Origin of the sequence: Lelliottia nimipressuralis (assembly GCF_041464075.1) — a bacterium.
Lineage (GTDB): Bacteria > Pseudomonadota > Gammaproteobacteria > Enterobacterales > Enterobacteriaceae > Enterobacter > Enterobacter nimipressuralis.
The window spans coordinates 1,508,138-1,521,757 of sequence record NZ_CP167172.1 but is presented as its reverse complement, the minus strand read 5'-3'; the positions used below and the strand labels follow the sequence as shown (position 1 = coordinate 1,521,757).

The window sequence follows — 13,620 nt, the reverse complement described above, 5'->3', positions numbered from 1 at the left end:
GCGTTTTTATTTGTGTCGCCAGCGATGCACCAGGCTGCGTACAAACATAAAACAGAGCGCGCCTAACGCACACCAGAAAATCCCGCTCAACAGCCACGCCAGCTCTTGCCATAACGAGCGCGGCGAGACAAAAACGAGACGCATCACCACCAGACATAACGGTGCCGCGAGCATCGCGCCAATCAGCGGTTTGACCACTTCTCCCCCGCGCGAGAGAAAACTCGCCACCACGCCTGGCAAAATGAAAAAGAGTAAACCCAGTTCAGGATGGCCTGATGCCCTGAATGCCCCCTTCACATGGAAGGCTAAAGAAAGGCATACGGCGATAAACAGTAGAAAACAGCAGACGACACCTGTCCAGTTCCGCTTGATGTTCAAAAATCCTCCTGACTCCATCACTATCGAATACACATTCGTCCAGAGGACGCCCAGTCAGATAATGCAATGTGGCATTCCTTGCCAAAGCTCATAGATTGTTACGCGATCTTTTCTGGCCCTGGATATCTAATACGATTAGACTATCGGCCAGTTATTGTTCTGTGGGATATATTCTGTATGGGCGAAAGGGAGAATCCCTTCACTCACATGGGATAAAACAGTAGCCTAAATCCCCCATCCTTTCAACAGCTTAACGGTAAACAAGAAGTTAGCCTCCGTGAATATAAACGTCGCAGATTTGTTAAATGGGAATTACATCCTGTTATTATTTGTTGTACTGGCACTGGGACTGTGTCTGGGTAAATTACGCCTGGGTTCAGTTCAACTTGGTAATTCCATTGGCGTTTTAGTGGTCTCATTATTATTAGGCCAGCAGCATTTCAGCATTAACACAGATGCGCTTAATCTCGGTTTTATGCTGTTTATTTTTTGTGTTGGCGTGGAAGCAGGGCCGAACTTTTTTTCAATTTTTTTCCGCGACGGCAAAAATTATCTGATGCTGGCGCTGGTGATGGTCGGCAGCGCCCTGGTGATAGCGTTAGGGCTGGGTAAACTGTTTGGCTGGGATATCGGCTTAACCGCCGGGATGCTGGCCGGTTCGATGACTTCGACGCCGGTGCTGGTCGGTGCGGGTGATACGTTGCGCCACTCGGGTATGGAGAGCGGTCAGCTTTCGCTAGCGCTCGACCACCTGAGTCTCGGCTACGCCCTGACCTATCTGATTGGGCTGGTGAGCCTTATCGTCGCTGCGCGTTACCTGCCTAAACTGCAGCATCAGGATCTCCAGACCAGCGCCCAGCAGATTGCGCGCGAGCGCGGCCTGGACACCGACACCAAACGTAAAGTCTATCTGCCCGTCATTCGCGCCTATCGCGTCGGGCCGGAGCTGGTTGCCTGGGCCGACGGCAAAAACCTGCGCGAGCTGGGTATCTACCGCCAGACGGGCTGCTATATCGAACGTATTCGCCGCAACGGTATTCTGGCTAACCCGGACGGTGATGCAGTGCTGCAGATGGGGGATGATATCGCCCTGGTCGGCTATCCGGACGCGCACGCGCGCCTCGACCCGAGTTTCCGTAACGGTAAAGAGGTGTTCGACCGCGACCTGCTCGACATGCGTATCGTCACGGAAGAGATTGTGGTGAAAAATCATAACGCCGTCGGACGTCGTCTGGCACAGCTAAAGCTGACGGATCACGGCTGCTTCCTGAACCGGGTCATCCGCAGCCAGATTGAGATGCCCATTGACGATAACGTCGTGCTGAACAAAGGCGACGTTCTTCAGGTCAGTGGCGACGCGCGCCGCGTGAAAACCGTTGCCGACCGCATCGGCTTTATCTCCATTCACAGCCAGGTTACCGACCTGCTCGCCTTCTGCGCCTTCTTTATTGTCGGCCTGATGATTGGGATGATCACCTTCCAGTTCAGCAACTTTAGCTTCGGCGTGGGTAACGCTGCGGGTCTGTTGTTCGCCGGGATCATGCTCGGCTTCCTGCGAGCCAACCACCCGACCTTCGGCTATATCCCGCAGGGCGCGCTGAACATGGTGAAAGAGTTTGGCCTGATGGTCTTTATGGCGGGCGTGGGTTTGAGCGCAGGCAGCGGCATCGGACACAGTCTGGGTGCCGTCGGCTGGCAGATGCTGGTCGCCGGGTTGATCGTCAGCCTGCTGCCGGTGGTAATCTGCTTCCTGTTCGGCGCATACGTGCTGCGCATGAACCGCGCAATGCTGTTTGGCGCCATGATGGGCGCGCGCACCTGTGCACCGGCGATGGAAATCATCAGCGACACCGCCCGCAGCAACATCCCGGCGCTGGGCTACGCAGGCACGTACGCCATCGCCAACGTCCTGCTGACGCTTGCCGGTACGCTGATTATCATTATCTGGCCCGCGCTCGGATAACTCTGAAGTTTGCGCATCCCCGAATTATTTTCGCGATGCGCAGAACTTTTTGTATATGAGGCAGTCATAACTATTGCCACTGCTTTTCTTTGATGTCCCCCATTTTGTGGAGCCCATCAACCCCGCCATTTTGGTTCAAGGTTGATGGGTTTTTTGTTGCCTGACATTCACAGCCATGTCAAACCCGCTGCGTCACCCTACTTTCCTGCTCCATCAATATCACCGTCGCACTAGCACCATTACCCCATGATATAAGCAGTACCAGGTTCCTGTTTCGTCCGCTTGCCCCTACCCCATTTGCAACCATACTTTGAACTATCCCTGCCTCTTTAATTGAAAAAAGGCCATGCTGATGAAAACCAAAACCGTTGTCATTTTCGGCGCAAGCGGCGCGATAGGTAGCGAAACCGCGCGAGTACTGGCGCGAGAGGGAGCGCATGTATTTCTCGTCGCCCGGAATCGGGATAAGCTGGAGCGCGTGGCTAACGACATCCGTTCTGCCGGTGGAATCGCTGAATCACGTGTCATCGACGTCCTCGACGAACGTTCTGTTCTTGAGCAAACCGCAAAAATGGCTCAGCAGACTGGCGGCATTGATGTGGTCGTTAACGCAACAGGGTTCATGCACGAGCAAGGCAAACACCTCGCAGAGTTATCCCTGGCAGAGTTCAGGCAGGGATTTGATCCGTTTCTCACCGCCCTTTTCACTATATCAAAGGCCGTCGTCCCCTATATGGGTGGCGATCGCGAGGGCGTAATAATCACCGTTGTCGCACCGGCAGGCCCGATGGCGATACCCGGTCATCTTGGGCATATCGTCGGCTGCGCGGGCATTGAGGCGTTCGTCAATGCGCTCGCCAGCGAACTGGGTCCGAAGAACATCCGCGTTACGGGCGTACGCTCTCATGCCATCAGCGGCGCGGTTCAGGCGGGTTCTTACACAGGAGAGTTATTCGCGATAAAAGCGCAGTCGATGGGAGTAACGGTCGAGCAGTTTATGGAAGGTGCCGCGCAAAGCACAATGCTCAAGCGGCTGCCAACCCTGCCGCAGGTGGCCGGTGTGATTGCATTTTTGGCCTCTGAACATGCCCGAGCGATGACCGCGACGATGGTCAACGTGACGGCGGGTGCGACCCTCGGCTAATGCTAAAATCCTGCGATGCGCCTCACCATCGCCCTGATCTCTTCGCGTGACAGCGGCTCCCGGTCCGTTACAAAATGCAGGGTCATGCCCTCGATAAACGCATCGAGCGCACGCGTCGTCACCGGGTCAAACCACTGCTCCAGCGTACTCTGGCTAGTTTGCATCCAGTCCTGCATCACTTTTTTAAGCGCTGGTTTACGGCTCATCAGCGCATACAGCTGGTACATCAGCTCCATATTGTGCGGCGTGGTCACTTCTGAGCTGTGGATCAGCGTGGTGATCGCTTCGCAGGCCATTTCTGGACCGGTAACACCGGCAAAAAATTCGCGGTATTGCAGCGACATTTGCTGGGTAAAGCCGGTGAACGCCTCTTCGAGCAGCGAGTCTATCCCGTCGAAATAGTAGGTCATCGACCCCAGCGGCACGCCCGCGCAGCTGGCGATTTTACGGTGCGTCACGGCATTGATGCCATGCTCTGCAATGGACTCCAGGGTGGCCTGAAGGATCCGCTCCCGACGCTGCGGATCGTTTGGTCGTCTGCTCATCTTTTCCCCTTTCGGTTTGTGTACAAATGTACACAAACTTGCTAGTGTTGTCGCTATTGTTGTACTTCTGGTGCTCCTCAATGACGTTGATCTCTCCCCGTAAAGCCCTGCAGCGCCGCCTGTGGGCACTGTTTATGTTCTTTTTCATCCCCGGATTGCTGATGGCGTCCTGGGCGACGCGCACCCCCGCGATCCGCGACATTCTGTCGGTCTCGACGGCAGAAATGGGCATCGTGCTGTTTGGTCTGTCGATCGGTTCGATGAGCGGTATTCTCTGCTCGGCATGGCTGGTGAAGCGCTTTGGTACGCGTAAAGTGATTCGTACCACCATGTGCAGCGCGGTAGTCGGCATGCTGATCCTCAGCACCGCCCTGTGGTTTGCGTCGCCGGTAATGTTTGCCTTTGGTCTGATGGTCTTTGGTGGCAGCTTTGGCGCAGCAGAAGTGGCGATTAACGTCGAAGGCGCCGCCGTCGAGCGCGAGCTGAATAAAACCGTGCTGCCGATGATGCACGGCTTCTACAGCCTCGGCACGCTGGCCGGTGCCGGTGTGGGCATGGCGTTGACCGCTTTTGGTACCGCCGCGAGCCTGCACATTTTACTGGCGGCGCTGATCTGTATTTTGCCGATTTTGACGGGCATTACCTTCATTCCTGACGGCACGGGCAAAAACAGCGCGGAAGATCAAAAGTCGACCGAGAAAGGGTTACCTTTTTATCGCGATATGCAGCTGATGCTGATTGGCGTAGTGGTGCTGGCGATGGCGTTTGCCGAAGGCTCCGCGAACGACTGGCTGCCGCTGCTGATGGTCGACGGCCACGGTTTTAGCCCTACTTCCGGTTCATTGATTTACGCCGGGTTTACCCTCGGGATGACCGTCGGGCGCTTTACCGGCGGCTGGTTTATCGATCGTTACAGCCGCGTAGCCGTGGTGCGCGCCAGCGCGATGATGGGCGCGCTCGGTATCGCGCTGATTATTTTTGTCGACGTGGACTGGATCGCCGGTATTTCGGTCATTCTGTGGGGCGCCGGTGCGTCACTCGGGTTCCCGCTCACCATTTCGGCGGCCAGCGATACCGGCCCGGACGCCCCGACGCGCGTCAGCGTGGTTGCCACCACCGGCTATCTCGCCTTCCTGGTCGGCCCGCCGCTGCTCGGGTTCCTCGGCGAACATTACGGGTTACGCAGCGCCATGCTGGTGGTATTAGCCCTGGTCATTGTCGCTGCGCTGGTCGCAAAAGCCGTGGCAAAACCTACAACACAAGATTCAGCAATGGAGAAGGGATATGAGCGTTAAGTTAATCGCCGTCGACATGGATGGAACCTTCCTGAGCGACGCCAAAACCTATAACCGCGAGCGCTTTCTGGCGCAGTATGCGCGCATGAAGGCGCAAGATATTCGCTTTGTGGTTGCCAGCGGGAATCAGTATTACCAGCTCATCTCCTTTTTCCCGGAGATTGCCGATGAGATCGCTTTTGTCGCCGAAAACGGCGGCTGGGTGGTGAACGCTCGTGAAGATGTATTTAACGGTGAACTCACCAAAAACCAGTTCGCCACCGTGGCGCGTTTCCTCTGCTCTCTGCCGGAAGTGGAAGTGATCGCCTGCGGTAAGACCAGCGCCTATACCCTGAAATCTTACGACGACAGCCTCAAAGAGATGGCGGCGAAGTATTACCATCGCCTGGAAATGGTTGATAACTTTGACCATCTTGACGACATCTTCTTCAAATTTGGGCTGAATCTGCCGGACAGCGAAATCCCGCGCGTGCAGGCGATGATCCATCAGGAACTGAGCGACATTATGGTTCCGGTGACCACCGGCCATGGCAATATCGATCTGATTATTCCAGGCGTGCACAAGGCGAACGGGCTGCGGATTTTGCAGCGGCACTGGGGTATCGACGATAGCGAAGTGGTAGCGTTTGGCGACAGCGGGAATGACGTTGAGATGCTGCGTCAGGCGGGCTTCAGCTTTGCGATGGCAAACGCCAAACCGCATATCAAAGCCGTGGCGCGTTTCGAGGCGCCGCACAATAACGACGAAGGCGTGCTGGATGTGATCGAAAAAGCGTTGAACGGGGAAGCGCCGTTTAACTAGCGCGTGAATTGCCCGGTAAGCGTAACGCCACCGGGCAACCACTTACTGTAACGCGCTGCCGACGCGTTTATCTTTCAGGAACATCACCATCAGCCCCAGCCACAGCACGCCATTGGCGAGGTTAAACAGGCTGAACAGCCCGTTACCGCCAAAGCTGTAGGCGTGTTTACTGACTTCAATGCCCACGGTAAAGATCAGCATCTGCAGCATCCCCATCGCGGCGGATACGGTGCCTTTACTCATCTCGCTGGCAAACAGCGTCAGGCGCACCAGACCGGCATTCGCCAGACCAATCCCAAAGGCATAAATGCTCAGCCCGGCTGTCATCCATAGATAGGCGTGGGAAGAGGCGACGGTCGCCACCGCTGCAACCACCAGCCCGGCCACAATCGGCCAGCCGCCCATAATGATCAGCGAGCGCACGCTGCGACGGGATGTGAGGCGTGCCAGCACCAGGTTTCCGATAATCAGCGCGCCAAAAACAGGCACCTGCAGCAGACCGTATTCATAGCTGCTGAGCTTCTCACCGCTAATAATAATGACCGGTGACTGGGCAATCCACGCCAGCAGCGGCAGGCTGACAAACCCGGTCGCCAGCGCGCCCGCCACAAAGCGGCCATTCCTGAGCACCTCTTTGTAGTCGCGCCCCAGCTCTTTAAGGGACAGTTTTTCGCCCAGTCGAGTGGCGGTCTCTGGCATTGCGCGGTGCAAGCCGAAGAACGAAATCGCCGCCAATGCCGCGAACAGCACAAACATCCCTTCCCACGGCGCAACGTGCACCCACGCCGCGCCCACCAGCGGGCCGAGCAGCGGCGCAATCAGCGCCACGTTCGCCATCAGGGCGGTGATTTTGATACACACCGCCTCCTCAAAGGACTCCTGAATAGCGGCATACCCCACGGCGCCGATAAAGCACAGGCTCACCCCCTGCAAGAATCGCAGCAGTGTGAATTGTTCAATCGTTTGTGCCAGCAGAATGGCGAGGCAGGTGACGATAAACCACACCACGCCAGTCAGCATCACCGGGCGACGGCCAATGCGATCCGACAGCGGCCCCAGCAGCCACTGCAAAAACATGCCGCCAGCCAGATAGGCGGTCATGGATGTCGGTACCCACTCGATCCCGGCGTTGTACTGCTCCACCACGGCCAGCATACCCGGCTGGATCATATCATTGCCGATATAGGTGGAGAATTCGTAAAGCACCAGACACAGAGGGAAAAGTAACGCCTGACGACCCAGACGGTTACCGGAAGAAGAACGGTTTAACATGCAGTCTCTTTTTGATGAAAAAATCGCGATGAGTTTAATGAAATGCCCGGTCGCGAGATAGTGAATTATCGAAGATAAACAGAAATAAAGCACATATCGTCGTCGTTTAAGGTTTCCTTAAGTTGACACCTTTATGATGGGCCTATTTCCCGTCAATGAACGTCATTATGGCTCAACATACTGCCCCTTCGGATTTATCTAAGTCACCGACAACTAAGATAAAACCCCTTTACCGTTTACCGGTGCGCTTTTATGGTTATCAGCTTTTCGCGCTACTGCTGATGGCGGTGCTGTTTACCTGGCTTTCGCGCGATGAGACGCTCGACCGCTGGATCACGGGTTTCTGGTATGACGCCGCCAGCCACCATTTCCCGCTGCAGCAAAACGCGCTGCTGGATCTGCTGAACCATCGACTGGCGAAGTACGTTGCGATTGCGACGGCGGCCGTGGCGCTGATTTATGGCGCCTTTCGTCGCAACATGCCGCTGGTCACCGGAGCGCTGCTGATGGGCCTTGGCACCCTGGTGGTCGGTGTGCTGAAAAGTACCAGCCATCACAGCTGTCCGTGGGATTTGCTGGAGTACGGCGGCAAAGCGGTTTCGTATCCGCTGTTTAGCAGTACGCCTGATGGCAGCGGCCCCGGTCGTTGCTTCCCTGGCGGGCACGCATCGAGCGGCTTTATGGTAATGGGGCTGTTTTTCGCCTTCTGGCGCGAGCGCCCTCGTCTGGCGTGGTGTTTCGTGGCGCTGGGTGCGGTGGCGGGCCTGACGATGGGCTTCGGCCAGGTCATGCGCGGCGCCCATTTCTTCTCCCACAACCTGTGGGCAGGTTGGTGGGTTTGGTTTTCTCAGGTCGTGGCTTACGGCCTTGTTTCTGCCTGGTTTGCAAAAGAGTGAGTTGGAATGCTAGAGAATCTCAATTACGGACTGTTTTATCTGATTAATGCCACCCCGGCGTCACCGGAGTGGATGATTATTTTTGCCAAATTTGTGGCAAAGGATCTGATTAACATCGTGCCCTTGCTGATCGCGATACTCTGGCTGTGGGGGCCGCGCAAGCAGGTCAGCGCGCAGCGTCAGCTGGTGATAAAGGTGGCGATGGCGCTGGCGGTTAGCATGACCGCCTCCTGGACGCTGGGGCATCTGTTCCCGCACGATCGTCCATTTGTCGATCATATCGGTTCGAACTTCCTGCACCATGCGGCTGACGACTCCTTCCCGAGCGATCACGGCACCGTGATTTTCACCTTCGCACTGGCCTTTTTGTTCTGGCACCGCGTCTGGTCGGGCGTGGTTCTGATGGCGATCGCACTCGGCATTGCCTGGTCGCGCGTCTATCTCGGCGTCCACTGGCCGCTGGATATGCTGGGCGGACTGCTGGTCGGAATGATGGGCTGCCTGAGCGCGCAAATCCTGTGGAATATCATGGGACAGCAGATTTATCGCGGGCTGCAGCGCGTCTACCGTATCTGCTTTGCTCTCCCGATCCGCAAAGGCTGGATACGTGACTAATCCCGGTCCGACAGGTTACACTTGAACCCCCACATTGTGGGGGTTCACCTTTTCGCCCCGAGGATCTATGGAAACACGACGCGACGACCGCATCTCCCAGCTGCTGCAAGCCCTGAAGCGCAGCGATAAGCTGCATCTCAAAGAAGCTGCCACTCTGCTCGGCGTTTCCGAGATGACCATCCGTCGCGATCTGAACAGCGAGAGTGCCCCCGTGGTGCTGCTCGGCGGCTATATCGTGCTGGAGCCACGCAGCGGCAGCCACTATCTGCTGAGCGATCAGAAAACCCGCCTGGTTGAGGAAAAACGCAAAGCCGCACGGCTGGCCGCCTCCCTCGTGCAACCGCATCAGACTCTGTTTTTCGACTGCGGCACCACCACACCATGGATTATCGAAGCCATTGATAACGCGCTGCCGTTCACGGCGGTGTGCTACTCCCTGAATACCTTTCTGGCTCTCCAGGAGAAACCTGAGTGTCGGGTGATCCTCTGCGGCGGTGAGTTTCACGCCAGCAATGCCATTTTCAAGCCGTTGAATCTTCAGGACACCCTGAGCAATCTCTGTCCGGATATCGCCTTTTACTCAGCGGCAGGCGTAAGCGTGCGCCAGGGCGCAACCTGCTTTAACCTCGAAGAGTTAACGGTGAAGCACTGGGCAATGAACGCCGCGCAGTATCATGTGCTGGTGGTGGATCACAGCAAATTTGGCAAAGTGCGTTCAGCAAGAATGGGCGATCTGGCACGCTTTGATGCGATTGTCAGCGACTGCCGCCCGGATGACGAGCTGGTCGCACACGCCAAAGCGCAGCAGATTAAATTGATGTACTGAGTGGGGGTTTTGCCGGGCTTAGTCGCCAGCGCGCTCTGATGCTCTCACCTTATCCCTCCCCCGTCGGGGGAGGAGGCAAACACTCAAAACGATAATCTTGCGGTTATCGTTTTGCTTTTATGAGAACCAGCTACCAAACCACGAGTGGAATTTCATCATCACGAAGTCCCACATCCGGCTGAAGAATCCACCCTCTTCCACTGCTTCCATTACGATCAGCGGACGCTGCTCAATGGATTTGCCGTTAAGCTGAAAATCGATCGTGCCGACCACCTGGCCCTTTTTCAGCGGCGCGGTCAGCTGTGGATCGGTCAGGGTGTAGCTCGCTTTCAGGTTCTTCAACTGACCACGCGGGATCGTCACAGAACCCGCTTCACCCGCACCCAGATTCACTTCACTCTTATCTCCGAACCAGACGCGCTGGCTGATAAAGGTCGCGTCAGGTTTAATTGGCGTCACCGTTTCGAAGAAGCGGAAGCCCCAGGTCAGCAGTTTTTCGGATTCATTAAAGCGGATGCGGTCGGTTTTGGTGCCAAGCACCACGGAGATCAAACGCATATCGCCCTGGGTCGCAGACGCCACCAGGTTATAGCCTGCGCCTGCGGTGGTGCCGGTTTTCATGCCGTCCACATTCACGTTGCTGCTCCACAGCAGACGGTTGCGGTTCGGCTGGCGGATCTTGTTGAACGTAAACTCTTTCTCTTTATGAATGGCGTACTCATCCGGCACATCGTGGATCAGCGCTTTGCCCAGCAGCGCCATATCGCGGGCGGTACTGAACTGCCCCGGCGCGTCCAGGCCGTGGACCGTTTTGAAGGTGGTTTTGGTCAGGCCGAGCTTTTGCGCGTAACCATTCATCAGGCCGATAAAGGAGTCCTGGCTGCCCGCGACGTAATCCGCCAGCGCGATACAGGCGTCGTTCCCCGACTGAATAATCACCCCTTTATTCAGATCCGACACGGAAACCTGGTCACCCGGTTTCAGGAACATCACGGACGAACCGCGCAGGGCCGGGTTGCCGGTGGCCCAGGCGTCTTTGCCAATGGTCACCATGTCGTCGAGCTTAATTTTGTTCGCTTTGAGCGCCTGCCCGACCACGTAGCTGGTCATGATTTTGGTCAGACTCGCCGGATCGAGCTGTTCGTCCGCGTTGCCTTCCGCCAGCACTTTACCGCTGGCGTAGTCCATCAGGATCCACGCGCGCGCGTCGACCGGAGGCGCTTCTGGTGCCGCCGTTTCAGCCGCAAAAAGTGTGGGGGAAAACAGGAAAAGCAGTGCGGAGCCTGCCGCCAGGCTGCGCAGAGAAGAAGTTGTATGCGTCATAAATGCCACCCGAGTGTCCTTTCTAAAAAATCACGTCACATCACCGTGTCGCAAGAAGCGATGAGTAATAACGTACTAATGAGTCTAAAGAAACCTAAACCAGGTAAAGTTTTTAAAGTTTACGCAATAACGGGCCGGGGTGCTGTCCCGGATGCGATTTTTTTGTCTTCTGTTGCGTAAATGTTAGGTTTATCTCACCATGTGCAATCGCAGGCTTTGATTCACCACTCAGGTTATTTCACTCATTCAGGAGTCAATATGATTACGCTGTGGGGCAGGAACAATTCAACCAACGTCAAGAAAGTGCTCTGGACGCTGGAAGAGCTGGATTTACCGTTTAACCAGATCATGGCCGGTTTGCAGTTTGGCGTGAATAACGATGCCGAGTATCTGGCGATGAACCCTAATGGACTGGTGCCGCTGCTGCGCGACGACGAAACCGACTTAACCCTGTGGGAATCGAACGCCATTGTGCGCTATCTGGCAGCGCAGTACGGGCAAAACCGCCTGTGGGTGGACAATCCTGCCCGCCGTGCCGAGGGCGAAAAATGGATGGACTGGGCAAACCAGACGCTCTCCCCCGCGCACCGCCCGATCCTGATGGGCCTGGTCAGAACCCCGGAAGCCGAGCGTGATTATGCGGCGATCAACGCCGGAAAAGCCGCGTGCGAAAAACTGTTTGCCCTGCTGGATGACGCACTCGCGAACCAGCCGTGGCTCTCAGGCTCCGCGTTTGGCGTGGGCGATATTGCTGTCGCGCCGTTTATCTGGAACCTGACCAACATCGGTCTGGAGTGGGGATCGTATCCAAACCTGGAGCGCTGGTACGCACAGCTCAAAGCGCGCCCGGCCTTCCAAAAAGCGATCATGATCCCCGTGAGCTAATCACGCCCCGGACGGGCTGACTTTCAACAGTTGCCCGTCTGATTCATCCGTTAATACATACAGATAGCCATCCGGCCCCACCCGCACATCGCGGATGCGGTTGCCTTTATCCCCCAGAATCCGCCCGTCTTCCGTCACCTTATTGCCATCCACACTCAGGACAATCACGTCTTTCTCTTTCAGCGCGCCCACGAACAGTTTGTTTTTCCACTGCGGAAAAACGTCGCTGTTGTAGAACGCCATGCCGCTCACCGCGGGCGATACTTTCCAGACAAACAGCGGCGGCTCCGTGCCTTCGACATGCTCGCCTTTCGCTTCCGGAATTTTCAGGCCGCTGTAGTTAATCCCGTGCGTCGCCAGCGGCCAGCCGTAGTTTTTGCCTTTTTCAGGGATATTGATCTCGTCGCCGCCACGCGGGCCGTGCTCGTTCAGCCACAGCGCGTCGGTCCAGGGGTTCATCGCCATCCCCTGCGGATTGCGGATGCCGTAGGACCAGATTTCCGGGCGCGCGCCTGCTTTATCGACGAACGGATTATCCGCAGGCACTTTGCCCTGATCCGTCAGGCGTACCACTTTCCCTTGCAGCTTATCCAGATCCTGCGCCGTCGGACGCTGATTGTTTTCACCCAGGCCGATAAACAGATAGCCTTTTCCGTCGAACACCAGTCGCCCGCCGAAGTGATTTCCCGTCGACAGTTTTGGCATCTGGCGGAACACCACCTGGAAGGCCTCGATGCGCGAGAGATCCTCGCTCAGGCGGCCATATCCTACCGCCGTGCCCGCTTTACCGTCGTTGCCGACTTCGGCGTAGCTGAGCCAGATGCGGCGCGACTGTTCAAAATCCGGAGCCAGCACCACGTCCAACAGACCGCCCTGCCCGCTATCCCACACTTTCGGTATCCCGACGATCGGATCTGACAGCCCTTTTCCCGCCTGCCAGTGCTTGAGCTGCCCGCCCCTGAGGGTGATCAGCATGCCCTGATTATCCGGCAAAAAGGCCAGCGACCACGGGTGATCGAGTTTAGTTTGCAGCACATCGACGTTGACTGCGCCGGGTGCCGCCATTACGGAAGCGGAGAGAAAGAAGAGAGACAGAGGAATCAGCGAAGATCGGCGCATTACGCACTCCTTTTTTCGACGTTTGGCATAAAGAGTAGCCAGGCCGACCGGGCGCGTGAGCACTTTTACAAAAGCTTAATCAGAAGGGGGAGTCGCCTCCCCCGGAGTTTAGTGCTGATGGAGCGCGGCGTGCTCTTTCAGGCACATAATGCAGAGAGTCAGTGTCGTCAGGGAGTGTTCCAGTTTCTCCGCGCTGACGGCGACAAACGTTGGACAATCATGGTGTCCGGTCATCAGGCATACGGCAGCTTTTGACAACGCGTCAGCCGCGCGTTGCAGGACAAGCTGTTCATCAGCGTCGTAATAATCCCGCAGGATCGGCGCTTTTTCACGCATGTAGTCACACAGTTCAAAACAATTATCGCGCAGATGGTCGCTTTCGCTGACTGACATATACCCTTTTGCCATCCTTAACTGCAGGTATGCCGCAAGGTCAATCCGGGCATTGATCAGCTTGTTCAGTAGATCGCGTTTCAGTCTGTCAACGGACATGCTATTTCCTCCCTTGTCAGCCATTGTGCACAATCAGAATAAGCTCATTTTTTGACCAGATTAAT

14 protein-coding genes are annotated in these 13,620 nt (G+C 56.2%); 8 read left to right on the top strand and 6 right to left on the bottom strand.

Annotated elements, in window-relative coordinates:
• Positions 1 to 6: 6 nt before the first annotated feature.
• Positions 7 to 378 carry an inner membrane protein YbjM gene (locus ACB496_RS07055; protein WP_107703957.1) on the bottom strand — a complete coding sequence of 124 codons (372 nt, stop codon included), beginning with the start codon at positions 376 to 378 and terminating at the stop codon, positions 7 to 9.
• Positions 379 to 655: 277 nt separating this feature from the next.
• Between ACB496_RS07055 and ACB496_RS07050 the strand changes: the two genes are divergently transcribed.
• Positions 656 to 2,341 carry an aspartate:alanine antiporter gene (locus ACB496_RS07050; RefSeq protein WP_100777054.1) on the top strand — a complete coding sequence of 562 codons (1,686 nt, stop codon included), beginning with the start codon at positions 656 to 658 and terminating at the stop codon, positions 2,339 to 2,341.
• A gap of 346 nt (positions 2,342 to 2,687) precedes the next feature.
• The gene (locus ACB496_RS07045; protein WP_371974741.1) at positions 2,688 to 3,485 is read left to right on the top strand and encodes an SDR family NAD(P)-dependent oxidoreductase; all 798 of its coding nucleotides are present in this window, start codon (positions 2,688 to 2,690) and stop codon (positions 3,483 to 3,485) included.
• Positions 3,486 to 3,487: 2 nt separating this feature from the next.
• Here the strand turns inward: ACB496_RS07045 and ACB496_RS07040 are convergent, their stop codons facing one another.
• Complete coding sequence (locus ACB496_RS07040) at positions 3,488 to 4,030, bottom strand: TetR/AcrR family transcriptional regulator (protein WP_100777056.1); 543 nt, start codon at positions 4,028 to 4,030, stop codon at positions 3,488 to 3,490.
• 80 nt (positions 4,031 to 4,110) lie between these two features.
• On the opposite strand from ACB496_RS07040, the gene ACB496_RS07035 reads away from it, so the two are divergent.
• Both ACB496_RS07035 and ACB496_RS07030 read left to right on the top strand, forming a co-directional pair.
• Positions 4,111 to 5,325, top strand: a complete 1,215-nt coding sequence (locus ACB496_RS07035) for an MFS transporter (RefSeq protein WP_371974740.1) — start codon at positions 4,111 to 4,113, stop codon at positions 5,323 to 5,325.
• Positions 5,315 to 6,127, top strand: coding sequence for a Cof-type HAD-IIB family hydrolase (locus ACB496_RS07030; RefSeq protein WP_371974739.1), 813 nt, complete (start codon positions 5,315 to 5,317; stop codon positions 6,125 to 6,127). Before ACB496_RS07035 ends, ACB496_RS07030 begins: the two co-directional genes overlap by 11 nt.
• Before the next feature lie 42 nt (positions 6,128 to 6,169).
• Here the strand turns inward: ACB496_RS07030 and ACB496_RS07025 are convergent, their stop codons facing one another.
• Positions 6,170 to 7,399: an MFS transporter gene (locus tag ACB496_RS07025; protein WP_102105170.1), complete on the bottom strand. Its 1,230-nt coding sequence runs from the start codon at positions 7,397 to 7,399 to the stop codon at positions 6,170 to 6,172.
• Between the two features lie 167 nt (positions 7,400 to 7,566).
• Here ACB496_RS07025 and ACB496_RS07020 point away from each other — a divergent pair, with 167 nt between their 5' ends.
• The 3 genes from ACB496_RS07020 (at position 7,567) to deoR (ending at position 9,736) form a co-directional block, all read left to right on the top strand.
• Positions 7,567 to 8,295: a phosphatase PAP2 family protein gene (locus ACB496_RS07020; protein WP_107703961.1), complete on the top strand. Its 729-nt coding sequence runs from the start codon at positions 7,567 to 7,569 to the stop codon at positions 8,293 to 8,295.
• Positions 8,296 to 8,301: 6 nt separating this feature from the next.
• Positions 8,302 to 8,910 carry an undecaprenyl-diphosphate phosphatase gene (gene ybjG, locus ACB496_RS07015; protein WP_100777061.1) on the top strand — a complete coding sequence of 203 codons (609 nt, stop codon included), beginning with the start codon at positions 8,302 to 8,304 and terminating at the stop codon, positions 8,908 to 8,910.
• 67 nt (positions 8,911 to 8,977) lie between these two features.
• Complete coding sequence (gene deoR, locus ACB496_RS07010) at positions 8,978 to 9,736, top strand: DNA-binding transcriptional repressor DeoR (protein WP_102105172.1); 759 nt, start codon at positions 8,978 to 8,980, stop codon at positions 9,734 to 9,736.
• A gap of 117 nt (positions 9,737 to 9,853) precedes the next feature.
• Here the strand turns inward: deoR and dacC are convergent, their stop codons facing one another.
• Complete coding sequence (dacC, locus tag ACB496_RS07005) at positions 9,854 to 11,059, bottom strand: serine-type D-Ala-D-Ala carboxypeptidase (protein ID WP_100780743.1); 1,206 nt, start codon at positions 11,057 to 11,059, stop codon at positions 9,854 to 9,856.
• A gap of 258 nt (positions 11,060 to 11,317) precedes the next feature.
• Here dacC and ACB496_RS07000 point away from each other — a divergent pair, with 258 nt between their 5' ends.
• Entirely contained in the window at positions 11,318 to 11,944 is a 627-nt protein-coding gene (locus ACB496_RS07000) for a glutathione S-transferase family protein (RefSeq protein WP_371974738.1), read from the top strand.
• Here the strand turns inward: ACB496_RS07000 and ACB496_RS06995 are convergent, their stop codons facing one another.
• Together ACB496_RS06995 and bssR are read right to left on the bottom strand one after the other, a co-directional pair.
• A complete protein-coding gene (locus ACB496_RS06995; RefSeq protein WP_371974737.1) occupies positions 11,945 to 13,063 on the bottom strand; it encodes a PQQ-dependent sugar dehydrogenase in 1,119 nt (372 codons plus the stop codon).
• A 108-nt stretch (positions 13,064 to 13,171) separates the two neighbouring features.
• Entirely contained in the window at positions 13,172 to 13,555 is a 384-nt protein-coding gene (gene bssR / locus ACB496_RS06990; protein WP_100777065.1) for a biofilm formation regulator BssR, read from the bottom strand.
• Positions 13,556 to 13,620: the final 65 nt, after the last annotated feature.